The sequence below is a fragment of the Pseudomonas sp. TE31087 genome (assembly GCF_057284075.1).
In genome coordinates this window covers 3,809,840-3,831,932 of sequence record NZ_JBXVNN010000001.1, presented here as the reverse complement: position 1 = coordinate 3,831,932, position 22,093 = coordinate 3,809,840, and the positions used below count along the sequence as shown (strand labels likewise).

Annotated in this window: 20 protein-coding genes and 3 pseudogenes; 8 read left to right on the top strand and 15 right to left on the bottom strand. The window is 65.6% G+C overall.

What is annotated here, in order from left to right; translation table 11 throughout:
- The first annotated feature begins 116 nt into the window (after window positions 1-116).
- From ACZ899_RS17275 to ACZ899_RS17255, 5 genes are all read left to right on the top strand, one after another.
- Entirely contained in the window at window positions 117-1,787 is a 1,671-nt protein-coding gene (locus ACZ899_RS17275) for a glucan biosynthesis protein G (protein ID WP_156329678.1), read from the top strand.
- Entirely contained in the window at window positions 1,780-4,347 is a 2,568-nt protein-coding gene (gene mdoH, locus ACZ899_RS17270; RefSeq protein WP_203648355.1) for a glucans biosynthesis glucosyltransferase MdoH, read from the top strand. Before ACZ899_RS17275 ends, mdoH begins: the two co-directional genes overlap by 8 nt.
- Window positions 4,348-4,579: 232 nt before the next feature.
- Window positions 4,580-5,377 carry a transporter substrate-binding domain-containing protein gene (locus ACZ899_RS17265; protein ID WP_186716282.1) on the top strand — a complete coding sequence of 266 codons (798 nt, stop codon included), beginning with the start codon at window positions 4,580-4,582 and terminating at the stop codon, window positions 5,375-5,377.
- A gap of 79 nt (window positions 5,378-5,456) precedes the next feature.
- The gene (locus tag ACZ899_RS17260; protein WP_234562268.1) at window positions 5,457-6,419 is read left to right on the top strand and encodes an amino acid ABC transporter permease; all 963 of its coding nucleotides are present in this window, start codon (window positions 5,457-5,459) and stop codon (window positions 6,417-6,419) included.
- Complete coding sequence (locus ACZ899_RS17255; protein WP_186716283.1) at window positions 6,412-7,146, top strand: amino acid ABC transporter ATP-binding protein; 735 nt, start codon at window positions 6,412-6,414, stop codon at window positions 7,144-7,146. The genes ACZ899_RS17260 and ACZ899_RS17255 overlap by 8 nt, the downstream gene beginning before the upstream one ends.
- Before the next feature lie 481 nt (window positions 7,147-7,627).
- On the opposite strand, the gene ACZ899_RS17250 is transcribed toward ACZ899_RS17255, so the two are convergent.
- The 13 genes and pseudogenes from ACZ899_RS17250 to ubiE form a co-directional block, all read right to left on the bottom strand.
- Window positions 7,628-8,332 (bottom strand): methyl-accepting chemotaxis protein, encoded by a 705-nt coding sequence (locus ACZ899_RS17250; protein WP_442799996.1) that lies wholly within the window; start codon window positions 8,330-8,332, stop codon window positions 7,628-7,630.
- Window positions 8,333-8,530: 198 nt separating this feature from the next.
- Window positions 8,531-9,571 (bottom strand): annotated as a pseudogene (locus ACZ899_RS17245) (methyl-accepting chemotaxis protein); the annotation flags it as partial.
- A gap of 155 nt (window positions 9,572-9,726) precedes the next feature.
- A complete protein-coding gene (locus tag ACZ899_RS17240) occupies window positions 9,727-10,440 on the bottom strand; it encodes a methyl-accepting chemotaxis protein (protein WP_408005703.1) in 714 nt (237 codons plus the stop codon).
- A gap of 141 nt (window positions 10,441-10,581) precedes the next feature.
- Window positions 10,582-11,643 (bottom strand): annotated as a pseudogene (locus tag ACZ899_RS17235) (methyl-accepting chemotaxis protein); the annotation flags it as partial.
- Window positions 11,644-11,742: 99 nt separating this feature from the next.
- Entirely contained in the window at window positions 11,743-12,450 is a 708-nt protein-coding gene (locus ACZ899_RS17230) for a 16S rRNA (uracil(1498)-N(3))-methyltransferase (RefSeq protein ID WP_234561947.1), read from the bottom strand.
- Window positions 12,447-13,238, bottom strand: coding sequence for a twin-arginine translocase subunit TatC (gene tatC, locus ACZ899_RS17225; protein WP_203648341.1), 792 nt, complete (start codon window positions 13,236-13,238; stop codon window positions 12,447-12,449). The genes ACZ899_RS17230 and tatC overlap by 4 nt, the downstream gene beginning before the upstream one ends.
- The gene (tatB, locus tag ACZ899_RS17220) at window positions 13,235-13,603 is read right to left on the bottom strand and encodes a Sec-independent protein translocase protein TatB (protein ID WP_203648339.1); all 369 of its coding nucleotides are present in this window, start codon (window positions 13,601-13,603) and stop codon (window positions 13,235-13,237) included. Before tatB ends, tatC begins: the two co-directional genes overlap by 4 nt.
- 3 nt (window positions 13,604-13,606) lie before the next feature.
- Complete coding sequence (locus ACZ899_RS17215) at window positions 13,607-13,879, bottom strand: twin-arginine translocase TatA/TatE family subunit (protein ID WP_028688374.1); 273 nt, start codon at window positions 13,877-13,879, stop codon at window positions 13,607-13,609.
- Window positions 13,880-14,048: 169 nt separating this feature from the next.
- Window positions 14,049-14,384, bottom strand: coding sequence for a phosphoribosyl-ATP diphosphatase (locus ACZ899_RS17210; protein ID WP_203648337.1), 336 nt, complete (start codon window positions 14,382-14,384; stop codon window positions 14,049-14,051).
- Window position 14,385: 1 nt separating this feature from the next.
- Complete coding sequence (hisI, locus tag ACZ899_RS17205) at window positions 14,386-14,778, bottom strand: phosphoribosyl-AMP cyclohydrolase (RefSeq protein WP_050707261.1); 393 nt, start codon at window positions 14,776-14,778, stop codon at window positions 14,386-14,388.
- Between the two features lie 73 nt (window positions 14,779-14,851).
- Window positions 14,852-16,466 (bottom strand): annotated as a pseudogene (ubiB, locus tag ACZ899_RS17200) (ubiquinone biosynthesis regulatory protein kinase UbiB).
- Window positions 16,463-17,086, bottom strand: coding sequence for a ubiquinone biosynthesis accessory factor UbiJ (locus tag ACZ899_RS17195; protein ID WP_234561945.1), 624 nt, complete (start codon window positions 17,084-17,086; stop codon window positions 16,463-16,465). The pseudogene ubiB and the gene ACZ899_RS17195 overlap by 4 nt, the downstream one beginning before the upstream one ends.
- On the bottom strand, window positions 17,086-17,856 hold the full coding sequence (gene ubiE / locus ACZ899_RS17190; protein ID WP_203648331.1) for a bifunctional demethylmenaquinone methyltransferase/2-methoxy-6-polyprenyl-1,4-benzoquinol methylase UbiE: 771 nt from the start codon (window positions 17,854-17,856) through the stop codon (window positions 17,086-17,088). The genes ACZ899_RS17195 and ubiE overlap by 1 nt, the downstream gene beginning before the upstream one ends.
- Before the next feature lie 125 nt (window positions 17,857-17,981).
- Here ubiE and ACZ899_RS17185 point away from each other — a divergent pair, with 125 nt between their 5' ends.
- From ACZ899_RS17185 to ACZ899_RS17175, 3 genes are all read left to right on the top strand, one after another.
- On the top strand, window positions 17,982-18,257 hold the full coding sequence (locus ACZ899_RS17185) for a polyhydroxyalkanoic acid system family protein (RefSeq protein WP_110734705.1): 276 nt from the start codon (window positions 17,982-17,984) through the stop codon (window positions 18,255-18,257).
- 242 nt (window positions 18,258-18,499) lie between these two features.
- Window positions 18,500-18,922 (top strand): phasin family protein, encoded by a 423-nt coding sequence (locus tag ACZ899_RS17180; protein ID WP_110734707.1) that lies wholly within the window; start codon window positions 18,500-18,502, stop codon window positions 18,920-18,922.
- Complete coding sequence (locus tag ACZ899_RS17175) at window positions 18,849-19,676, top strand: phasin family protein (protein WP_442799995.1); 828 nt, start codon at window positions 18,849-18,851, stop codon at window positions 19,674-19,676. The genes ACZ899_RS17180 and ACZ899_RS17175 overlap by 74 nt, the downstream gene beginning before the upstream one ends.
- 85 nt (window positions 19,677-19,761) lie before the next feature.
- On the opposite strand, the gene ACZ899_RS17170 is transcribed toward ACZ899_RS17175, so the two are convergent.
- Window positions 19,762-20,376, bottom strand: a complete 615-nt coding sequence (locus ACZ899_RS17170) for a TetR/AcrR family transcriptional regulator (RefSeq protein WP_203648328.1) — start codon at window positions 20,374-20,376, stop codon at window positions 19,762-19,764.
- Window positions 20,377-20,380: 4 nt separating this feature from the next.
- Complete coding sequence (gene phaC / locus ACZ899_RS17165) at window positions 20,381-22,045, bottom strand: class II poly(R)-hydroxyalkanoic acid synthase (protein ID WP_234561941.1); 1,665 nt, start codon at window positions 22,043-22,045, stop codon at window positions 20,381-20,383.
- Window positions 22,046-22,093: the final 48 nt, after the last annotated feature.

Sequence of the window (22,093 nt, the reverse complement as noted above, 5' to 3'; positions counted from 1 at the left end):
CAACCCGGCATTGGTCGCTGGCCGTTGGTTTCATGATCTGTTTTCGGCGAGGATTGCTCGTGATTGTAAGCCCCTGTATTGCACCTAGAATCCCCGGTACCCGGCTGCGCAAGGCCATGCTGGCCGGCGTGGCGCTGGTCGGCCTGTTGAGCGCGGGCCAGCTGTGGGCATTCAATCTGGACGACGTTGCAGCCAAGGCAAAGGATCTGGCCGGTCAGAAGTTCGAGGCACCGAAGAGCAACCTGCCGCCGGTGTTCCGCGACATGAAGTACGCCGACTACCAGAAGATCCGCTTCCTGCAGGAAAAGGCCGAGTGGGCCAAGGACAAGACGCCGTTCAAGCTCTCGTTCTACCACCAGGGCATGCACTTCGACACGCCGGTGACCATCAACGAGATCACCGCCAACAAGGTCAAGGAAATCAAGTACGACCCGAGCCGCTTCGAGTTCGGTGACGTGCCGCATGACGCCGAAGCCACCAAGAACCTCGGCTACGCCGGTTTCCGCGTGCTCTACCCGATCAACAAGGCCGACAAGCAGGACGAGATCATGACCCTGCTTGGCGCCAGCTACTTCCGCGTGGTCGGCAAGGGCCACCGCTACGGCCTGTCGGCCCGTGGCCTGGCCATCGACACCGCGTTGCCGTCCGGCGAGGAATTCCCGCGCTTCCGCGAATTCTGGATCGAGAAGCCCAAGCCGAACGACAAGCACCTGGTGATCTACGCGCTGCTCGACTCGCCGCGCTCCACCGGCGCCTACAAGCTGACCCTGCGTCCGGGCGAGGACACCCTGGTCGACGTCAAGTCGCGGGTCTACCTGCGTGACAACGTCAGCCGCCTGGGCATCGCCCCGCTGACCAGCATGTACCTGTTCGGCCCCAACCAGCCATCCAAGGTCATGAACTACCGTCCGGCCCTGCATGACTCCGAAGGCCTGGCGATCCACGCCGGCAACGGCGAGTGGCTGTGGCGTCCGCTGAACAACCCGAAACACCTGGCCGTGAGCAACTTCAGCGTCGAGAACCCGCGTGGTTTCGGCCTGCTGCAGCGCCAGCGCGACTTCAGCGACTACGAAGACCTCGACGACGAGTACGAGAAGCGCCCGAGCGCCTGGATCGAGCCGAAGGGTGACTGGGGCAAGGGTACCGTCGACCTGGTCGAGATCCCGACCGCCGACGAGACCAACGACAACATCGTGGCCTTCTGGAGCCCGGAAAAACTGCCTGAGGTGGGCAAGCCGTTCGAGTACGACTACCGCCTGCGCTGGACCATCAAGGAAGACCAACTGCATTCGCAGGAACTGGGCTGGGTCAAGCAGACCCTGCGCTCCACCGGCGACGTCAAACAGTCCAACCTGATCCGCCAGACCGATGGCACCGTGGCCTTCCTGGTCGACTTCATCGGCCCGAACCTGGCCACGCTGCCGGCCGACACCGCCGTGCGCAGCCAGGTCAGCGTCGGCGACAACGCCGAAGTGGTCGAGAACAACCTGCGCTACAACCCGGAAACCAAAGGCTGGCGCCTGACCCTGCGCCTGAAGGTGCAGGATCCGAAGAAATCCACCGAGATGCGCGCCGCGCTGCTGCGCGACGTTCCGGTCGAACAGCCCAAGCCGGCCAAGCAGGACAAGGCCGCGGCCAAGCATGCTCACGCCAAGGCCGAGAAAGCCAAGGCCGAGAAGGCTGCCGAGCAACCCGCCGCCGATGCGGCATCCACCAACGGGACCCCGGCCACCACCGAGAAAGTGCTGACCGAGACCTGGAGCTATCAGTTGCCTGCCGATGAGTAACTCAAGCGCAAGGCCGGAATCGCTGAGCGAGTACCTGGCCCACCTTCCCCTGAGCGACGAGCAGCGTGCGGAACTCGCCCGCTGCACCTCCTTCAGCGAGCTGCACCAACACCTGGCGGCCCAACCGGCCGCCGGCACCGCCGAGGCCGCCCAGGCCTCGGTGGGCGCCCGTCTTACCGTCGGCAGCGCCGCCGAGCTGGAAGACGCCGAGATGCTCGGCGTCGATGCCGGTGGGCGGCTGTGCCTGAAGATCGCCCCGCCGATCAAGCGCACCAAGGTCGTGCCCGAGCCGTGGCGCACCAACATCCTGATCCGCATGTGGCGGCGCATGACCGGCCGCACCAACGCCCCGCAGCCGCCCAAGCGCGAGCTGCCGCCGGCGCGCTGGCGCACGGTCGGCTCGATCCGCCGCTACATCCTGCTGACCCTGATGATCGGCCAGACCCTCGTCGCCGGCTGGTACATGAAGGGCATCCTGCCGTACCAGGGTTGGTCGTTCGTTGATCTCGACGAAATCGTCAACCAGCCGCTGTGGGACACGGTGGTGCAGGTGTGGCCGTATGCGCTGCAGACCTCCATCCTGGTGCTGTTCGGCATCCTGTTCTGCTGGGTGTCGGCGGGCTTCTGGACCGCCCTGATGGGCTTCCTCGAGCTGCTCACCGGGCGTGACAAGTACAAGATTTCCGGCAGCAGCGCCGGCAACGAGCCGATCGCGCCCGAGGCGCGCACCGCGCTGGTGATGCCGATCTGCAACGAAGACGTGCCACGGGTGTTCGCCGGCCTGCGCGCCACCTTCGAGTCTGTGGCTGCCAGCGGCAACCTCGACCGGTTCGACTTCTTCGTGCTCAGCGACACCAACGACACCGACATCGCCGTCGCCGAACAACAGGCCTGGCTCGATGTGTGCCGCGAAACCAAGGGTTTCGGCCGCATCTTCTACCGCCGCCGTCGGCGCCGGGTGAAGCGCAAGAGCGGCAACCTCGACGACTTCTGCCGTCGCTGGGGCGGCGAGTACAAGTACATGGTCGTGCTCGACGCCGACAGCGTCATGAGCGGCGAGTGCCTGAGCAGCCTGGTGCGCCTGATGGAGGCCAACCCGGACGCCGGTATCATCCAGACCGGACCGAAAGCCTCGGGCATGGACACCCTGTATGCGCGCATGCAGCAGTTCGCCACCCGCGTGTACGGCCCGCTGTTCACCGCCGGCCTGCACTTCTGGCAGTTGGGCGAGTCGCACTACTGGGGTCACAACGCGATCATCCGCATGAAGCCGTTCATCGAGCACTGCGCCCTGGCGCCGTTGCCGGGCAAGGGCGCGTTCGCCGGTGCTATCCTCTCCCACGACTTCGTCGAAGCCGCACTGATGCGCCGTGCCGGCTGGGGCGTGTGGATCGCCTACGACCTGCCGGGCAGCTACGAAGAACTGCCGCCGAACCTGCTCGACGAACTCAAGCGTGACCGTCGCTGGTGCCATGGCAACCTGATGAACTTCCGCCTGTTCCTGGTCAAGGGCATGCACCCGGTGCACCGCGCAGTGTTCCTCACCGGGGTGATGTCGTACCTGTCGGCGCCGCTGTGGTTCCTGTTCCTGGTGCTGTCGACGGCGCTGCTGGCAACCAACACCCTGATGGAGCCGCAGTATTTCATCGAGCCGTTCCAGCTCTACCCGCTGTGGCCGCAGTGGCATCCGGAGAAGGCCATTGCGCTGTTCTCCACCACCATCGTGCTGCTGTTCCTGCCCAAGCTGCTCAGCATCATCCTGATCTGGGCCAAGGGCGCGACCGAGTTCGGCGGGCGCATCAAGGTCACCCTGTCGATGCTGATGGAGATGCTGTTCTCCATGCTCCTGGCACCGGTGCGGATGATCTTCCACACCCGCTTCGTGCTGGCCGCGTTCCTCGGCTGGGCCGCGACCTGGAACTCGCCGCAGCGTGACGATGACTCCACGCCGTGGAGCGAAGCGGTGCGTCGCCATGGTCCGCAGACCCTGCTGGGTATCGCCTGGGCTGGGCTGGTGGCCTGGCTGAACCCGAGCTTCCTGTGGTGGCTGGCGCCGATCGTCGGCTCGCTGGTGCTGTCGATCCCGGTGTCGGTGATCTCCAGCCGCACGCGCCTGGGCCTGGCGGCCAAGGACGAGAAGCTGTTCCTCATCCCCGAGGAATACGCAACGCCGCAAGAGCTGCTGGCCACCGACCAGTACACCCACGAGAACCGCTGGCACGCCTTGCACGACGGTTTCGTCCGTGCCGTGGTCGACCCGCGCCAGAACGCCCTGGCCTGTGCCATGGCCACGGCGCGTCACGGTCAGGCGGCCCCGATCGAGGCGCTGCGCGCCGAGCGCGTGGCCAAGGCCCTGGAAGTCGGCCCGAAAGGCCTGGACCTGAACACCCGCCTGGCGCTGCTCAGCGACCCGGTGGCGCTGTCGCGCCTGCACGAGCAGGTGTGGGCCGGGCACAACACGGCGTGGATCGATGTGTGGCGGGCGTCCATCGCCAACGATCCGCACTCGCCGCTGCTGCCGCTGCACCCGGAGAACGTGGCCCAGCCAGCCCTGGCTTGAGTCCGTTGCTTCGATAATCGCGGGGCCAGCCCGCTCCCACGCCATCTCAACGGTGCGTTGGAGCGGGCTGGCCCCGCGATGCTTTCTGGTCGATTTTGGCCAACAAAGTCCCCCCCGGCTCTAGGTCCGGCGCCGCGCATGCGTTAGCATCCGTCCCGATATTGCGCATCGGTCTGTCGGACCGTGCTTACAAGAAAAATCTGCGTACTTCTTGCTAGGGGACTTGGTGATGATTAAGAAATACCTGTCGCGACTGCTGGTAGGTGCGACCGCCCTGATCGCGGTGACCGCCGCCCAGGCCGGCGCCATCGATGACGCGGTCAAGCGTGGCACCCTGCGCGTGGGCATGGACCCGACCTACATGCCGTTCGAAATGACCAACAAGCGCGGTGAGATCATCGGCTTCGAAGTCGACATCCTCAAGGCCATGGCCAAGTCCATGGGCGTCAAGCTGGAGATGGTCTCCACCGCCTACGACGGCATCATCCCGGCCCTGATGACCGACAAGTTCGACTTCATCGGCAGTGGCATGACCCTGACCCAGGAGCGCAACCTGCGCCTGAACTTCAGCGAACCCTTTATCGTGGTCGGCCAGACCCTGCTGATCCGCAAGGAACTGGCGGGCGAGATCAAGTCGTACAAGGACCTGAACAACGAGAAGTACCGCCTCACCTCCAAGCTCGGCACCACCGGCGAGATGGTCGCGAAGAAGCTGATCAGCAAGGCCAAGTACCACGGCTACGACAACGAGCAGGAAGGGGTGATGGACGTGGTCAACGGCAAGGCCGACGCCTTCGTCTATGACTCGCCGTACAACGTGGTGGCGGTGGAGAAGGCCGGCGCTGGCAAGCTGGTGTTCCTGGAAGAGCCTTTCACCTACGAGCCGCTGGCCTTCGGCCTGAAGAAAGGCGACTACGACAGCATCAACTACATCAACAACTTCCTGCACCAGATCAAGCATGACGGGACCTACGATCGTATTCACGACAAGTGGTTCAAGAGCAAGGAATGGCTGAAGGAAATGGAATAAGGCCCGGGCCAAAACCCCAGGCGCTGACCTCGACGCGCAGGCAAGCCCTGCGCGTTTCGCTTTTACGGAAGTACCCCACGTGATCAAACACAAGAAAGCACAGTGGCCCTGGCATGGGCTGACCGCGCTGGTCCTGGTGGGCCTGGCGTTCAGCCTGTACCTGGCCACCTCGATGATTTCCTACGAGTGGCGCTGGAACCGTGTTCCGCAATACTTCGCCTACAAGGCCGAGGAAACCCAGCGTGCCGCCAACCCTGGCACGGTCGAGGAAATCGTGGTGTCCGGCGACAACGCCCGGGTCACCCTGAAGGATGAAAGCGGCGGCACCCAGGTCGTCGAAGTGGCCAAGGACAGCATGTTGCTGGCCCGTGGCGACGATGTCGCCGAGGGCGATGCCATCGGCGTCACCCGCCACTGGGCCGCCGGTCCCTTGGCCTGGGGCCTGTGGACCACGCTGTGGATCTCGGTGATCTCCGGCGCCCTGGGCCTGGTGATCGGCCTGTTCGCCGGGCTGTGCCGGCTGTCGAACAACCCGACCCTGCGTGACCTGTCCACTGTCTACGTCGAGCTGGTGCGCGGCACGCCGCTGCTGGTGCAGATCTTCATCTTCTACTTCTTCATCGGCACCGTGCTCAACCTGTCCCGCGAGTTCGCCGGGGTGGCGGCGCTGGCGCTGTTCACCGGCGCCTACGTGGCCGAGATCGTCCGTGCCGGCGTGCAGTCGATCGCCAAGGGCCAGAACGAGGCGGCGCGTTCGCTGGGCCTGAACGGCGCCCAGTCGATGCGCCACGTGATCCTGCCGCAGGCGTTCAAGCGCGTGCTGCCGCCGCTGGCCGGGCAGTTCATCAGCCTGGTCAAGGACACTTCGCTGGTGTCGGTGATCGCCATCACCGAGCTGACCAAGAGCGGCCGCGAGGCCATCACCACCTCGTTCTCGACCTTCGAGATCTGGTTCTGCGTGGCGGGCCTGTACCTGCTGATCAACCTGCCGCTGTCGCACATCGCCAGCCGGCTCGAGCGGAGGCTTGCGCAAAGTGATTGAAGTCCGTGACCTGCTGAAAGTCTTCGACACCCGTGGCCAGGTAGTGCGTGCGGTGGACAACGTCACCACCCAGGTGGCCAAGGGCGAGGTGGTGGTGGTGCTGGGGCCTTCGGGCTCGGGCAAGTCGACCTTCCTGCGCTGCCTGAACGGCCTGGAGCATTTCGACGAGGGGCATGTGTCCATCGGCGGTTTGCAGCTGGACGACCCGAAAACCGATATCAACGCCTATCGCCGTGAAGTCGGCATGGTGTTCCAGCACTTCAACCTGTTCCCGCACATGACCGTGCTGGAGAACCTGTGTCTGGCGCAGAAGGTGGTGCGCAAGCGCAACAAGGCCGAGCGCGAAGCCAAGGCCCGGGCGTTGCTGGAAAAGGTCGGTATCGCGCAGAAGGCCAACGAGTATCCGTCGCGGCTCTCCGGTGGCCAGCAGCAGCGGGTGGCCATTGCCCGGGCGCTGGCGATGGACCCGAAGGTGATGCTGTTCGACGAGCCGACCTCGGCGCTTGATCCGGAGATGGTCGGGGAGGTGCTGGATGTGATGAAGACCCTGGCCCAGGAAGGCATGACCATGGTCTGCGTGACGCACGAGATGGGCTTTGCCCGGGAAGTGGCGGATCGGGTGTTGTTCTTTGATCACGGGAAGTTGCTGGAAGATTCGCCACCGCAGGAATTCTTTGCTGCGCCGAAGGATGTGCGGGCGCAGGCGTTCTTGCGGCAAGTTCTGTGATTGTGTTTAGACCTGCGTAAACCGTGGGTGCAATGTATGTGGTCAAACTGTTCAGGCCTCTTGCTATATGTTGGCGAGGGGTCTGATCACTGAAATAACACCACCCTCCAATCAAGAAACGCTCATCTCTTGATCTTGATCTTGATCTTGATCTTGATCTTGATCTTGATCTTGATCTTGATCTTGCTTCTAAGTGCGCGATAGTTCAGGCGACGCCAATTGCGACTTCAGGAGGCCGAGCGGAGTTCTTGCGAAGGGAGGTGACGGGCATTGCGAAGGGAGGTGACCCCCGTCACCTCCCTCCGCAAGACCTGCGTTCGGCCTCCTGAAGTCGCGAAGTTACGGGCGGCGCCTGGGATGGCGCAGCTGTCGCTAGTGAGCTGCGGTGTTAATCTTCTGATCGCCAAAGCCAAAGCCAAAGCCAAAGCCAAAGCCGTCGGTCTGGTTTCAGGTCCTGGCGATCTGGGCACGCCTGCAAGACTTAAAGATTGAACCGCCCCACCATGCCCCGCAATTGCTGCCCCAACTGCTCCAACTCCCCACTCGAAACCGCCGTCTGTTCACTGGCCGCCCGCGTCTGCTCCGAAACATCCCGCACATTGATCACGCTACGGTTGATCTGCTCGGCCACCACGCTTTGCTGCTCGCTGGCCGTGGCAATCTGCTGGTTCATGCCCTGGATCGTCGACACCGTCTCGGTAATCTGCCCCAACGCGGCGCCGGCCTTGCGGCTGAGTTCGACGCTTTGCCCGGTCAGGCGCTTGCTGTCGTCCAACAGGCCGGTCACCTCGTCGGTGCCACGGTGCAGGTTGTCGATCAGCAGTTCGATTTCCTCGGTCGACTGCTGCGTGCGCTGGGCCAGGCCGCGCACCTCGTCGGCCACCACGGCGAAACCGCGCCCGGCCTCGCCGGCCCGGGCGGCCTCGATGGCGGCGTTAAGCGCCAGCAGGTTGGTCTGCTCGGATACCGACTTGATCACATCGAGAATCGAACCGATGCGCTGGCTTTCACCGGCCAGGTGACCCATGGCCGTCAGGCAGTGGTCCATCTGCCCGGCCAACTGCTCGATGCGGGCAATCGCCTCGGCCACCACCTCGTCACCCAGCTGTGCCTGACGGTCGGCGGCGGTGGCCGCCTGCGAGGCCTGCTCGGCGTTCTGCGCGACCTCCTGCACCGTGGCGCTCATCTGGTTCATGGCCGTGGCCACCTGGTCGGTCTCCTCTTGTTGCTGGCCAATGCGCTCGCGGGTGTCCACGCTGGCGCCGGCCAGCACCGTCGCGGCCCGGGACAGGTGACCGACGCCCTGGTCGATGCCGCCGAGCAGCTCGCGCAGGCTCAAGGTCATCTCGCGCATGCTCGTCTGCAACTGGCCCATCTCGTCGCGGCGCTGCACCGTCTGTACTTGGCTGAGGTCGCCACGGGCAATGCGCTCCGCCTGGGCCAGCACCTGGCGCAGGGGTTGGGTGACCTGTCGGGTGATCAGCCAGGCGGCGAGGATGCCGAACACCAGCGCCAGTACGGCCACGCTGGTCAGCAGCGAGCGGTCGGCCAGGGCCTCGTTGTCGCGCTGCTCGACCTTGCGTTCGCTCAGTTCGCGGCTCACGGTTTGCAGCTCGTCGCCCATCTTCTCCATGCCGTCCTGCAACTGCTCGACCTTGAGCGCGGCCTCGCGGTATTGGCGCAAGACGTCGCGGTAGCGGTCCAGCTCGACCTGCGGGCGTTGGGTCAATGTGCCGGGCAGTTCCAGTGGGGCGATGGCCCGCAGCAATTGGCCGAGGCTGCTGTTCGCTGCCTGCAGCGCGGCATCGCCCATGCTGGCGAAGTTGTCCCGGGGCGAGAAGGCATAGGCCGGTACCAGGCTTTGCTGGCTGGCGGACTCGATATGGCGGCCCAGGGTATCCATGAGGCCGACCACGCTACCCTGCCGGCCGTCGCCCGGCAGCTTCAGCAAGGCCTGGGTCTGCAGCTCGTCGATCACGTTTTCGAGCACGCCCGCCTGCGCCTGCATCGCCACGCGCAAGCCTTCGCGGCTGTCCACGGTGCCTTGCAGGGCGGCGAAGTCGGCCTTCAGGCGCTGCAGCAACTGCAGTTTCTGGTTCAGCATCTGTCGCGACGAATCGACGCCGCTGCGTTGCTGCAGCAGGGTCAGGCGGTCGTGCAACTGTTCCAGGATGGTCGCGATGCGGGTCCTGCTGACGTCGTCGGCGAGCACCCGGTAGGTGATGCGCTCGGCGCGAAGGTCGCGGGTCAGGTCGTTGAGTTGGCCGATGTCGCCGAGCTGCTCCGAGCGCTCGATGGCGCCGTCCAGGGCGCTCCAGCCGCTGAGGGTGGTGGCCAGGGTGAGCAGCAGCACCACGGCAAAACCCAGGGCGAGCTTGAGCCCGACGCCGAGGTTGCCGAGCTGACGGTCAAGGTATCCGAACATGGCAGGTCTCCGTCCAATTGAGAAAAGGCCATGGCGGCAGAATGCCGCCATGGCCCTTGCTCATCGGCCGGAAGTCCGTCGGACTGGACCTGCAAATCGAGTAGGAAAATTCTCCGCGGGCTGAAGGGTAAGGCCTACAGCCCGCAAGCCGCGAATTAGAGCCTGAAACGCCCCACCAAACCCTGCAGATGCGTCCCCAGGCGGGCCAGCTCGACGCTGGAGCTGGCGGTCTCCTCGCTCGCCGCCGAGGTCTGGTCGGAGATGTCGCGCACGTTCATCACGCTGCGGTTGATCTCTTCGGCCACGGCGCTCTGTTGCTCGGCGGCGGTGGCGATCTGCTGGTTCATCGACTGGATCGACGACACGGTGCGGGTGATGGTGCCCAGCGAGTCGCCGGCGCGACGGGTCAGCTCGACGCTGCTGTCGGTCAGGGCGCGGCTGCTGTCCATGACGCTGGCCACGCGTTCGGTGCCGTTCTGCAGGCTGGCGATCAGCTCCTCGATCTCCTCGGTGGACTGCTGGGTGCGCTGGGCCAGGCTGCGTACCTCGTCGGCGACCACGGCGAAACCACGGCCTGCCTCGCCGGCGCGGGCGGCCTCGATGGCGGCGTTGAGCGCCAGCAGGTTGGTCTGCTGGGCCACCGACTTGATCACATCGAGCACGCTGCCGATCTTGTCGCTCTCGGCCTTGAGCTGGCTCATCGCTTCGCTGGAATTGACCACCTCGCCGGCCAGGCGCTCGATCTGGCTGATCGCCTCGCCCACCACCTTGTCGCCCTCGCGGGCCTGCTGGTCGGCCATCAGCGCCGCTTCCGAGGCCTGCTCGGCGTTGCGTGCCACTTCCTGGACGGTGGCGGTCATCTCGTTCATGGCGGTGGCGACCTGGTCGGTCTCGACCTTCTGGTTGTTGACCCCGGCGCTGGTCTGTTCGGTGACCGCCGACAGTTCCTCGGCGGCGCTGGCGATCTGCGTCACGCCGTCGCCGATGCCGCCGATCAGCTCGCGCAGGGCCTGGGTCATGCGTTGCATGCTGGCCTGCAACTGGCCCAGCTCGTCGCGCCGATCGGCCTTGAGGTCCTGGCGCAGGTCGCCGCCGGCCACGCGTTCGGCGGCGGCGAGGGTCTGGCGCAGTGGCACGATGATCTGCCGGGTGATGGCGAAGGCGGCCAGCACCCCCAGCAGCAGGGCCAGGGCGGTGGCGCCGGCCAGCAGGGTCTTGGCCTGCTGGGTGCCCTGGTCGCGCACGGTGGTTTGTGAAACGCTCATTTCCTGGCTGGTGACCAGCAGCAGTTGGCCTTGCGCCGACATGCGCGTCAACGCCTGCTCGCTGGCGGCCTGGGCGTTGCCGAACTGGTTCACCGCGTCGCGGTAGGCGGCCAGTGCGCTGGCGGCGTCGTCGAGGCTGGCGGCGAACTCGGCCGCAAGCTTGCCCGGCAGCGCCTTGAGCACGGTCATGGCTTGGTCGATGGCGCCGAGCGCGGTCTGCTGGAACTCGGCCTTGCCGCTGTAGGTGTAGCCGCGCACCTGGAAACGCGCCTGCTGCAACAGGGCGGCGACCTGCACCACTTCCTGGTACTGCTGGATATCACCACCCTGCAGCAGGCGCTGCTGGACCTTGCCGATCAGCTCGGCGGCCTTGTCGGCGCTGTCGCCCAGGGTGGCGCGGCTGGCCTCGCGGCGCTGGCCGGCCTGCTTGAGTTCGGTGAAGGCCTGTTGGTACTGGCGCACGGCATCCTGCTGCTTGTTCAGGCGCTCACGGTCGCCGGCAAGCTCGATCTGGCCGAGCATGAACTGCACCTGGCGCTCGAGATTGGCCAGGGCCTTTTCCAGTTCCGCCACGGCGGCGTCGTCACGGTTGCGCTCATAGCCCAGGCGGGCCAGGCGCAGGTCCTGGGTGTACTGGTGGATCACCGAGATGTTGCCGAGCTTGTCGCCCCGGCTGGTGACGCTGTCGATGCCCAGCCAGCCGGTGAAGGTGATGCCGAGGGTGAGCAGCAGCACCAGGCCGAAGCCGATCCCCAACTTGCGATTGACGCTTACATTTCCCAGTGACTGGGCAAACCAACGGTACATAGACGACTCCCCGGCGCGTGGCAGTGCGGATTATTGTTCTGTTGCACAGGCCATCGGCGGGGGGCGGGGAAACTTGATGGTGAAAACCTGACCCTGCTGTCAGAAAATTCGCGAAAGCAGGGCGGTGACCGCCGTTTCCACCCGAAGGATGCGGTCGCCCAGTTGCACCGGGGCCAGGCCGGCCTTGCCGAGCAACTCGACCTCGTAGGGGATCCAGCCGCCTTCGGGGCCGATCGCCAGGGTCACCGGGCCTTCCACGGCGCGTGGGCAGGCAGGGTAGGGTCCGGGATGGCCGACCAGGCCCAGGGAGCCTTCGGCGATGGCGGGCAGGCGGTCTTCGACGAAGGGCTTGAAGCGCTTCTCGATGATCACTTCCGGCAGCGCCGTGTCGCGGGCCTGCTCCAGGCCGAGAATGAGGTTTTCGCGGATGGTTTCAGGCTGGAGGAACGGGGTCTGCCAGAAACTCTTTTCAACCTTGTAGCTGTTGACCAGGATCAGCCGCGGCACGCCCAGGGTAGCGACCGTCTGGAACAGCCGGCGCAGCATCTTCGGCCGCGGCACGGCCAGCACCAGGGTCAGTGGCAGCTTGGCCGGCGGTGGCTGGTCGAAGGCCACCCGCAGTTCGGCTTCATGGCCTTCGAGGCGGATGACCTCGGCCTTGCCCATCAGGCCGCCGATGCGCCCGACGCGCAGGCTGTCGCCCACCGCCACGCGGTGGATCTCCTGCATGTGGGTGAAGCGGCGATCAGCCAGGACGACACGGTCGGCCGACACGAAGTCGGCCTCTTCAAGAAGCAACAGGTTCACGGTTGGGTCGCAGGCGGCTGGTCGTTGTGGTCGTTGTTCGCTGCGTCCGGCTCGTGGCTGCGCTTGCGGATCAGGCTGCCGCACAGCACACCGACCTCGAACAACAGCCACATGGGCACGGCCAGCAGGGTCTGGGAGAAGATGTCCGGCGGGGTGAGGATCATGCCGACCACGAAGCAGCCGATGATCACGTACGGGCGGATCTTCTTCAGGTACTGCACGTCGACCACGCCGATCCACACCAGCAGCACCACCGCCACCGGGATCTCGAAGGCGACGCCGAAGGCGAAGAACAGGGTCATGACGAAGTCGAGGTAGCTGGAAATGTCGGTCATCATCGACACGCCCTCGGGGGTGGCGCTGGCGAAGAAGCCGAAGATCAGCGGGAACACCAGGAAGTAGGCGAAGGCCATGCCGGCATAGAACAGGAAGATGCTCGATACCAGTAGCGGGATGGCGATGCGCTTTTCATGGCGGTACAGGCCCGGGGCGATGAACCCCCAGATCTGCTGCAGGATGAACGGGATCGCCAGGAACAGCGAGACGATCATGGTCAGCTTGAACGGCGTCAGGAACGGCGAGGCCACGTCGGTGGCGATCATCGTCGCGTTGGCCGGCAGGTGCGCGCGCAGCGGCGCCGAGACCAGGGTGTAGATCTGCTGGGCGAAGGAGAACAGCCCGGCGAAGATCAGGAAGATGGCGGCGACGCAGCGCAGCAGGCGGGTGCGCAGTTCGGTCAGGTGCGAAACCAGCGGCATCGGCTGGTCATGTTCCGGATTCTCGCTCATGGGGCTCGTGGCGGTTGGGGCGGCTCGGAGGGTGGCGTCGCGGTCGGCTGCGCGGGGGCGGCTTCGACGGCGGGTGTGGCGGGCGTTTCAGCGCTGGCCGGCGGCTGCGCCGGTGGTGTCAGCGGATTGAGGATGCGTTTGGCTTCCTGCTCCATCTGCAGGATATGCTCGTTGTGCAACTGGCGGCGGATGTCGTCGGCGCCGATCTCGCGCTCGACCTCCATCTTGATCGCGTTGAAGCTGCGCTTGAGGCGGCCGATCCACAGGCCCGCAGTGCGCGCGGCCCCCGGCAGGCGCTCGGGGCCGAGCACCAGCAGGGCGACCAGGCCGACGAGCAGCAGCTCGCTGAAACTGATGCCGAACATGGGTCAGTCTTTCCGCTGCGGCTCTTGGACCGGCTGGGCCTGGCCCTCGATGGTGTGGCCCTGGGCCTGCTGCGCGGTGTTCTGTACCGGCGGAACCGGTTGCGCCGGCGGCGGGGTCTGCTCGGCGGGTTTGGTTTCTTCTTCGTTCATGGCCTTGCGGAAGCCCTTGATCGATTCGCCCAGGTCGCTGCCGAAGTTCTTCAGTTTCTTGGTGCCGAACACCAGCACCACGACGACCAGCAGGACGATCCAGTGTTTCCAGTCAAAAATGCCCATTTCAAGCTCCTGAAAATGTGTGTCTGTCTTTCGGACCCTGGGCTGCGTTGCAGCCTTTCGCGGCACAAGGCCGCTCCTACACAGGGTATTGCGAATCTGTCAGGCGACGCGGGCCCCTGTAGGAGCGGCCTTGCGCCGCGAAAGGGGCGCAACGCGCCCCCGCAATTATTCAGGCAGAAGGCTGACGCGCAGCCTTCTCGTCATGCCCGGACAACCCGAACCGACGCTCCAGCTCGTCAAGCACCGCCTGCGGATGCTGGCCCAGCGCGCTGAGCATGACCAGGCTATGAAACCACAGGTCTGCGGTTTCATAGATGACATCGCTGTAATCCTTGCTGGCGGCGGCATCCTTGGCGGCGATGATGGTCTCGATGGACTCTTCGCCGAGCTTCTCGAGGATCTTGTTCAGGCCCTTGTGATGCAGGCTGGCCACGTAGCTGCTGTCCGGCGCCGCGTGCTTGCGTTCCTCCAGCACCTCGGCGAGGCGGTTCAGGGTGTCGCTCATGTCAGTGTCCTGCGCTGTAGATGGCATCCGGATCCTTCAGGACCGGGTCGACGGTTTTCCACTGGCCGTCCTCGAAGACGCGGTAGAAGCAGCTTTCGCGGCCGGTATGGCAGGCGATATGGCCCAGTTGCTCGACCATCAGGATGATCACGTCGGCGTCGCAGTCCAGGCGCATTTCGTGAAGCTTCTGCACATGGCCCGACTCTTCACCCTTGCGCCACAGCTTGCCCCGTGAGCGCGACCAGTAGATGGCGCGATGCTCGGCGGCGGTCAGGGCGAGGGATTCACGGTTCATCCAGGCCATCATCAGCACGCGCCCGGTCTTGTGGTCCTGGGCGATCGCCGGCACCAGGCCATCGCTGTTCCACTTGATCTCGTCCAGCCAGTCTTTCATCGTCGACTCCAAACCGGGCCCGCTCCCGTACCGGGCCCCTTTGCGCTAGTGTGCCAGCCGGCGGCGCGGCTGGCTATCGGCGCACGATCAGGTACAGGCCGGCGGCCAGCATCAGCCACGCCGGCCAGGCGGCCGGGGCGCTGAGGCTGACGGCACCGGCCGCGCAGGGTGGCGCCGCCACCGAGCAGGCCGGCGCCGAGCAGGCGCAGCGCCCAGTTGTCGCCGGCGCGGCGCCGCTCGGGCAGTTGCGCGTCGTGCAGATGCGGTTGCGACAGGCGCTCGAGCAGGTCGCGGGTCATGTCGGCCAGGTGCGGCAGTTGCTCGGCCTGGCTGTACAGGTTGCCGATCACAGCCTTCGGGCTCATGCGCTCGCGCATCCAGCGCTCGAGAAACGGCTTGGCGGTGCTCCACAGGTCGAGGTCGGGGTACAGCTGGCGGCCCAGGCCTTCGATGTTGAGCAGGGTCTTCTGCAGCAGCACCAGCTGCGGCTGGACCTCCATGTTGAAGCGCCGGGCGGTCTGGAACAGGCGCATCAGCACCTGGCCGAAGGAGATGTCCTTCAAGGGTTTTTCGAAGATCGGCTCGCACACGGTGCGGATCGCCGCCTCGAACTCGTTGACCTTGGTCTGCGCCGGCACCCAGCCCGAATCGATGTGCAGCTGGGCCACGCGGCGGTAGTCGCGCTTGAAGAAGGCGATCAGGTTGCGGGCCAGGTAGTCCTGGTCCTCGGAGGTGAGGCTGCCGACGATGCCGCAGTCGATGGCGATGTACTGCGGGCTCCAAGGCTTGACCGTGCTGACGAAAATGTTGCCCGGGTGCATGTCGGCGTGGAAGAAGCTGTCGCGGAACACCTGGGTGAAGAACACCTCGACGCCGCGCTCGGCGAGCATCTTCATGTCGGTGCGCTGGTCGGCCAGGGTGGCCATGTCGGTGACCGGCACGCCATAGATGCGCTCCATCACCAGTACCTTGGGCCGGCAGAAGTCCCAGTACACTTGCGGCACGTACATCAGCTCGGAGCCTTCGAAGTTGCGTCGCAGCTGGCTGGCGTTGGCCGCCTCGCGCAGCAGGTCGAGCTCGTCGTAGATGGTCTTCTCGTAGTCGCCGACAATCTCCACCGGGTGCAGGCGGCGGGCATCGGCCGAGGCGCGCTCGGCGGCCTTGGCGATCAGGAACAGCCAGGCCAGGTCCTGGGCGATGACCGGCTTGAGGCCCGGGCGCACCACCTTGACCACCACTTCCTCACCGCTCTTCAGGCGCGCGGCATGGACCTGGGCCACCGAGGCCGAGGCCAGCGGCTCGACGTCGAAGCGGCTGAACACCTCGCCCACCTTCGCCCCGAGCTGTTCCTCGATCAGCGCCACGGCGTGCTGCGGGTCGAACGGCGGCACCCGGTCCTGCAGCAGCATCAGTTCGTCGGCGATGTCGGTGGGCAGCAGGTCGCGGCGGGTGGAGAGCAACTGGCCGAACTTGATGAAGATCGGTCCCAGGTCCTGCAGCGCCAGGCGCAGGCGCGCGCCGCGGCTCAGCTCCAGGGGCTTGCGCGGCAGCCAGCGCCAGGGCATCAGCAGGCGCAGGCTGGCCAGCCACCAGGGCAGCAGGGGCTGTTCGAACAGCAGGTCATCGAGGCGGTAGCGGATCACGACGCGCTGGATGCGCAACAGACGGCGGACGGCGAGCAGCTTCATGCGTTATCGCTGGTATCAAGAGTGTGGGCGAGGCGGCGCAGGCGCGCCTCGAGACGTTCGATGTCGACCTTCAGCGCATCGAGTTCGCTGAACGCCGCTTCGGCTTCGCGTTTGCCGACCAGGGTACGGGATTCCTCGGCCAGGTACTCGGAGAGGTTCTCGCCGAAGCGCGCCAGGCCCTGGCGGGTCCAGCGCGCGCGCAGGCGCAGGTGGCCGGCGATCAGCGCGGTGGGCACCGGGCCCAGCCAGCGCTGCAGCTCGTATTCCCAGTCCAGTTGCAGGTCCTGCAGGATGCCGAACAGGTCGAGCAGCACGGCGCTGTCGCCATGCAGTTCGACCTGGGGGCTGTGCAGCACGGCGGTCTTGTCCTTGGCCAGGGCCAGCTGCGCCAGGCGCCCGGCGGGGGCGCGCAGCGTGCAGTCGACCTCGTTCTCCCAGTGGGCGGCGAGCATCAGGCCTTCCTCGTCGGGCAGCACGAACAGCTTCAGGGCCGGCTGCACGCAGTCGATCTCGATCACCCGCCCTTCCAACGCCGCCAGGCGCGGGAGGGCGGTGCTGTCCAGGCGCAGGACACGGTTGAGCCCGTGCTCGGCGCTGGCGAGCAGGCCGGCCAGGAGCATCAGGGCTTGATCCCCCGGTGCACGGCGACGATGCCGCTGGTCATGTTGTGGTAGGTGACGCGGTCGAAGCCGGCCTCGACCATCATGCTCTTGAGGGTTTCCTGGTCGGGGTGCATGCGGATCGATTCGGCCAGGTAGCGGTAGCTTTCCGAGTCGTTGGTGATCAGCTTGCCGGCTAGCGGCATGAAGGCGAACGAGTAGGCGTCGTAGGCCTTGGACATCAGCTTGTTGGTCGGCTTGGAGAACTCCAGGATCAACAGGCGGCCACCGGGCTTGAGCACCCGCAGCATGGAGCGGATGGCTTGGTCCTTGTGGGTCACGTTGCGCAGGCCGAAGGCGATGGTCACGCAGTCGAAGTGGTTGTCCGGGAACGGCAGCTTCTCGGCGTCGGCCTGGACGAACTCGATGTTGCCGGCCACGCCGCGATCAAGCAGGCGGTCACGGCCGACCTTGAGCATCGAGTCGTTGATGTCGGCAAGCACCACCTGGCCGGTCGGGCCGACCAGGCGCGAGAACTTGGCGGCCAGGTCGCCGGTGCCACCGGCGATGTCCAGCACCCGATTGCCGCTGCGCACGCCGGACAGCTCGATGGTGAAGCGCTTCCACAGGCGGTGCATGCCGCCGGACAGCACGTCGTTCATCAGGTCGTACTTGGCGGCCACCGAATGGAACACCTCGGCGACTTTCTTCGCCTTCTGGCTCTCGGGCACGTCCTGGTAGCCGAAGTGAGTAGTGGGTTCGGCGTGGTCGCCTTTGCGCTGGTCGGTCATATCGCTTCACCAGAAAAAAATTACGGCCATTCTAGGGGCTGCGGGCGGATTTGTCTTGGCGGGGTGTGTCATGCAGAGGGGGCGGGCATAATGGTGATTATGTCTTCATATCCAGGAACACCCGCATGACCCAGATCAGCGTCGAACGCAAACACTCCCTCGGCCGTGATGCCGCCCGTGCCAAGGCCGAGGCGCTGGTCGACAAGCTGACCCGCGAATACGACCTCAAGGCCACCTGGAACGGCGACCGCGTCGATGTGACGCGCAGCGGCGCCAACGGCAGCGTGCACATCGGCGAGGACACCATCCGCGTCGAGCTGAAGTTGGGCATGATGCTGTCGATGATGAGTGGCAGCATCAAGGGCGAGATCGAGCGGGCGCTGGACAAGGCGCTGGCCTGACACTGCGCGCTCCTTGCTGTTTGCGGGAGCGGACCTTGTGGGAGCAGTTATTGTGGGAGCGGGCTTGCCCCGCGATGGCGCCAGCCCAGGTAATCGCTATCGCGGGGCAAGCCCGCTCCCACGCAAACGCTGCATGACCTCACCTTAGGGTGAGGATTCTAATTTTTCCGCCTACCTTCACGCTCAAGCCCTGCCTCCCAGGGCAGTTCCTCCCTCCCTTGAACGAGCATGAGGTGCAGAGCATGGCCAAAGTGAATCTCAAGCAGAAAGACGACGCCCAAGGCAGTACCCTGGGCGAGGTGCGCGGCTACGCCCGCAAGATCTGGCTGGCGGGCATCGGTGCCTACGCCCGCGTCGGCCAGGAAGGTTCCGACTACTTCAAGGAGCTGGTGAAGGCCGGCGAAGGCGTCGAGAAACGCGGCAAGAAGCGCCTGGGCAAGGAGCTCGAGGCGGCCAACGGCCATCTTGACGAAGCCACCCAGGAAGTCAGCCGGGTACGCGGCAAGGTCGAGGTCCAACTGGACAAAATCGAGAAAGCCTTCGACGCCCGTGTCGGTCGCGCCTTGAATCGCCTCGGCATTCCGTCTAAACATGACGTTGAGGCGTTGTCCATCAAGCTTGAACAGCTGCACGAGCTGCTCGAGCGCGTCGCGCACAAACCATAAGGAGAGCAGGATGGCTGGCAAGAAGAACACCGAGAAAGAAGGCAGCTCCTGGATCGGCGGAATCGAGAAGTACTCCCGCAAGATCTGGTTGGCTGGCCTGGGTATCTACTCCAAGGTCGACCAGGATGGTCCGAAGCTGTTCGATTCGCTGGTGAAGGATGGCGAAAAGGCCGAGAAGCAGGCGAAGAAAACCGCAGAAGACGTGGCCGAAAGCGCCAAGTCGTCGACCAACTCGCGGGTGTCGGGCGTCAAGGACCGTGCGCTGGGCAAGTGGAGCGAGCTGGAAGAGGCCTTCGACAAGCGCCTGAACAGCGCCATCTCGCGCCTGGGCGTGCCCAGCCGCAATGAGATCAAGGCCCTGCACCAGCAGGTCGACTCGCTGACCAAGCAGATCGAGAAGCTGACCGGCGCGTCGGTGACCCCGATCTCCAAGGCCGGTGCCAGCAAGACCGCGGCCAAGCCCCTGGCCAAGGCGGCAGCCAAGCCTGCGGCCAAGACCGCCGCGGCAAAACCGGCGGCCAAGCCTGCGGCGAAAACCGCGGCGGCCAAACCGGCAGCCAAGCCAGCGGCGGCCAAGCCAGCGGCCAAACCCGCTGCTGCCAAGAAACCGGCTGTGAAAAAAGCCGCCCCGGCCAAGCCTGTGGCAGCCAAGCCGGCTGCTCCGGCGCCTGCCGCCACCGCGGCCCCGGCCCCGAGCGCGGCCCCGGCCAGCAGCACGCCGTCGGCACCGGTGAACGCGGCCACCCAGGCCTGACACCGGGTCGCCCTGATCGCGGGGCAAGCCCGCTCCCACGAAGCCTGCACAGGACGCGTGGGGGTGGGCTTGCCCCGTGATTGTTTCAGCCTTCCAGATACCGCATCGCCAACTGCTCCGCCGCCCTGCGTGCCGGCGCCTGCAGATGCGGCGCCACCAGCATCATCACCTGGTACACCACCACCCCCACGTCGCCCTCGCGCCCCAGTACCCGCTGGTAGTCCAGCGAGCACATCAGGGTCAGGGTGATCTGCTCCACCAGTTGCCCCAGCGCCTGGGTTTCACTGGTCACCTGGCCCTGGCCCTTGAGGCTGGCCAGCAATGCCGCCAAAGTGCGCTTGAGGGCGTTGATCAGGCTGCGCATGCCCCGCGCCAGCTTGGGCAGGCGCCCGGTGAGGTTGGACAGGTCCTGGAACAGAAAGCGGTACTGGGCCATGCGCTCGACGATCAGGTGCAGGAACAGCCAGTAGTCCTCGGCGTCCAGGCGCACGTCCAGGGGCGGATCGAGCAGTGGCATCAACGCCTCTTCGAAGCGCTCGAACAGGCCGATCACCAGCGGCTCCTTGCCGTGGAAGTGGTAGTACAGGTTGCCGGGGCTGATCCCCAGTTCGTTGGCGATCTCCAGGGTCGAGACGTTCGGCTCGCCCTGGCGGTTGAACAGCTGCAAGGCACATTCAAGGATACGGTCGCGGGTCTTCATCCGGTCAGCGCGCCAATACGTAGCTGCCCGGCGCGGGGCCCAGCGCTGGGTAGGTGGCGTTGCCCAGTTCCTCGCGGGGCGCCTTCAGCGTGCCGGAGCGCTCGCTGATCCATTCCAGCCACAGCGGCCACCAGCTGCCGTCGCGGCGTTGGGCATCGTGGAACCAGGCCCGCGGGTCGCTGGAGAGCTTGGGGTTTTCCAGGTAGTAGGCCTTGGGGTTGCCGGGCGGGTTGATGATGCTCTGGATATGGCCGCTGTTGGCCAGGATGAAACGCCGGTCGCCGCCGAGCAGCAGGGCCGAGCGGTAGACCGCGTCCCACGGGGTGATGTGGTCGTTGCTGCCGGCCACGGTGAAGCTGTCCAGCCCGACCTGCTTGAGGTCGATCGGCGTGCCGCACACCTCCAGCCCTTCGGGGAAGGTCAGCGGGTTGAGCTTGAAGAAGTCCAGCAGGTCGCCGTGCAGGGCGGCGGGCAGGCGGGTGTTGTCGGCGTTCCAGTAGAGGATGTCGAACGCCGGCGGGGTCTTGCCCATCAGGTAGTTGTTGACCCAGTAGTTCCAGATCAGGTCGTTGGGGCGCATCCAGGCGAAGATCCGCGCCACTTCGCCGCCATCTAGCACGCCGCGCTGGTACGAGCGGCGCTTGGCCGCCTCGATGGTCTGCTCGTCGGCGAACAGGCTGGCGGGGCTGTCGAACTGGCTGTCGAGCAGGCTCACCAGGTAGGTGGCGCTGCGCACCTTGCGCAGTTGCTTCTTGGCCTGCAGGTGGCCCTGCAACGCGGCCATGGTCAGGCCGCCGGCACAGGCGCCCATCAGGTTGGGATCGCGGCTGCCGCTGATGCTGCGGCAGGCGTTGAGCGCTTCCTCCACGGCCTGTACGTAACTGGACAGGCCCCACTCGCGGTGACGCGGATCGGGGTTGCGCCAGCTGACCATGAACACCTGCAGGCCCTGCTTGAGCATGTACTGGACGAAGCTGTTGGTCGGGCTCAGGTCGAAGATGTAGAACTTGTTGATCTGCGGCGGTATGACCAGCAGCGGCCGGGTGTACTGTTTCTCGCTCATGGGCTTGTACTGGATCAGCTCCAGCAGCTCGTTGCGAAACACCACAGCACCAGGGCTGGCGGCCAGGTTGCCGCCGACTTCGAAGGCGCGTTCGTCCACCTGGCGCGGCAGGCCGTCGTTATGGCGCAGGTCGTCGAGCAGGTGGCTGGCCCCGCGCAGCAGGCTCAGGCCGCCGGTGTTGAACAGCTCCTTGACCGCCAGCGGGTTGAGCAGCGAGTTGCTCGGGGCGAAGGCGTCGCTGACCAGGTTGAACAGGAACTGCGCCCGGGCGCGATCATCGTCGGCCAGGCTGCTTTCCTCGATCCACAGGCGGGTCTGCTTCTGCCAGGCCAGGTAGGCCTGCAGGCTGCGGCGGTAGAACGGGTTCTGGCTCCAGGTCGGGTCGCTGAAGCGCGTGTCGCGGGGGTGGGGCTGATAGGCACTGTCGCCGATCAGCACGCGGCCCAGCTGGCCGCCGAGGCTCAGCAGGTGATGGGCGGTGTGCAGCGGGTTGCGCAGGCTGATCCTGCCGACCTGGCGCAGGGTCGAGATCAGGTCGCGACCGCGCAGGCCGGTGATGGCGTTCTGCACGTTCATGCTGGTGACGGGCACCGGTTTGTCTTTCATGCCAACACTCCATCGTTTAGCAATCGGGCCGATCGCGGGGCAAGCCCG

What these genes read in the sequence shown, in the direction of transcription:
- ACZ899_RS17250 (WP_442799996.1), bottom strand. Translation starts at nt 8,332, where the DNA reads ATGAGCGCCACGGTGCAGGAGGTCGCGCAGAACGCCGAGCAGGCCTCG.
- ACZ899_RS17240 (WP_408005703.1), bottom strand. Translation starts at nt 10,440, where the DNA reads ATGAACGAGATGACCGCCACCGTCCAGGAAGTGGCACGCAACGCCGAG.
- ACZ899_RS17175 (WP_442799995.1), top strand. Translation starts at nt 18,849, where the DNA reads ATGACGTTGAGGCGTTGTCCATCAAGCTTGAACAGCTGCACGAGCTGC.
- ACZ899_RS17195 (WP_234561945.1), bottom strand. Translation starts at nt 17,086, where the DNA reads ATGCTCCTGGCCGGCCTGCTCGCCAGCGCCGAGCACGGGCTCAACCGT.
- ACZ899_RS17180 (WP_110734707.1), top strand. Translation starts at nt 18,500, where the DNA reads ATGGCCAAAGTGAATCTCAAGCAGAAAGACGACGCCCAAGGCAGTACC.
- ACZ899_RS17170 (WP_203648328.1), bottom strand. Translation starts at nt 20,376, where the DNA reads ATGAAGACCCGCGACCGTATCCTTGAATGTGCCTTGCAGCTGTTCAAC.
- tatB (WP_203648339.1), bottom strand. Translation starts at nt 13,603, where the DNA reads ATGTTCGGCATCAGTTTCAGCGAGCTGCTGCTCGTCGGCCTGGTCGCC.
- ubiE (WP_203648331.1), bottom strand. Translation starts at nt 17,856, where the DNA reads ATGACCGACCAGCGCAAAGGCGACCACGCCGAACCCACTACTCACTTC.
- ACZ899_RS17210 (WP_203648337.1), bottom strand. Translation starts at nt 14,384, where the DNA reads ATGAGCGACACCCTGAACCGCCTCGCCGAGGTGCTGGAGGAACGCAAG.
- hisI (WP_050707261.1), bottom strand. Translation starts at nt 14,778, where the DNA reads ATGAAAGACTGGCTGGACGAGATCAAGTGGAACAGCGATGGCCTGGTG.
- phaC (WP_234561941.1), bottom strand. Translation starts at nt 22,045, where the DNA reads ATGAAAGACAAACCGGTGCCCGTCACCAGCATGAACGTGCAGAACGCC.
- tatC (WP_203648341.1), bottom strand. Translation starts at nt 13,238, where the DNA reads ATGAGCGAGAATCCGGAACATGACCAGCCGATGCCGCTGGTTTCGCAC.
- ACZ899_RS17275 (WP_156329678.1), top strand. Translation starts at nt 117, where the DNA reads ATGCTGGCCGGCGTGGCGCTGGTCGGCCTGTTGAGCGCGGGCCAGCTG.
- ACZ899_RS17185 (WP_110734705.1), top strand. Translation starts at nt 17,982, where the DNA reads ATGACCCAGATCAGCGTCGAACGCAAACACTCCCTCGGCCGTGATGCC.
- mdoH (WP_203648355.1), top strand. Translation starts at nt 1,780, where the DNA reads ATGAGTAACTCAAGCGCAAGGCCGGAATCGCTGAGCGAGTACCTGGCC.
- ACZ899_RS17215 (WP_028688374.1), bottom strand. Translation starts at nt 13,879, where the DNA reads ATGGGCATTTTTGACTGGAAACACTGGATCGTCCTGCTGGTCGTCGTG.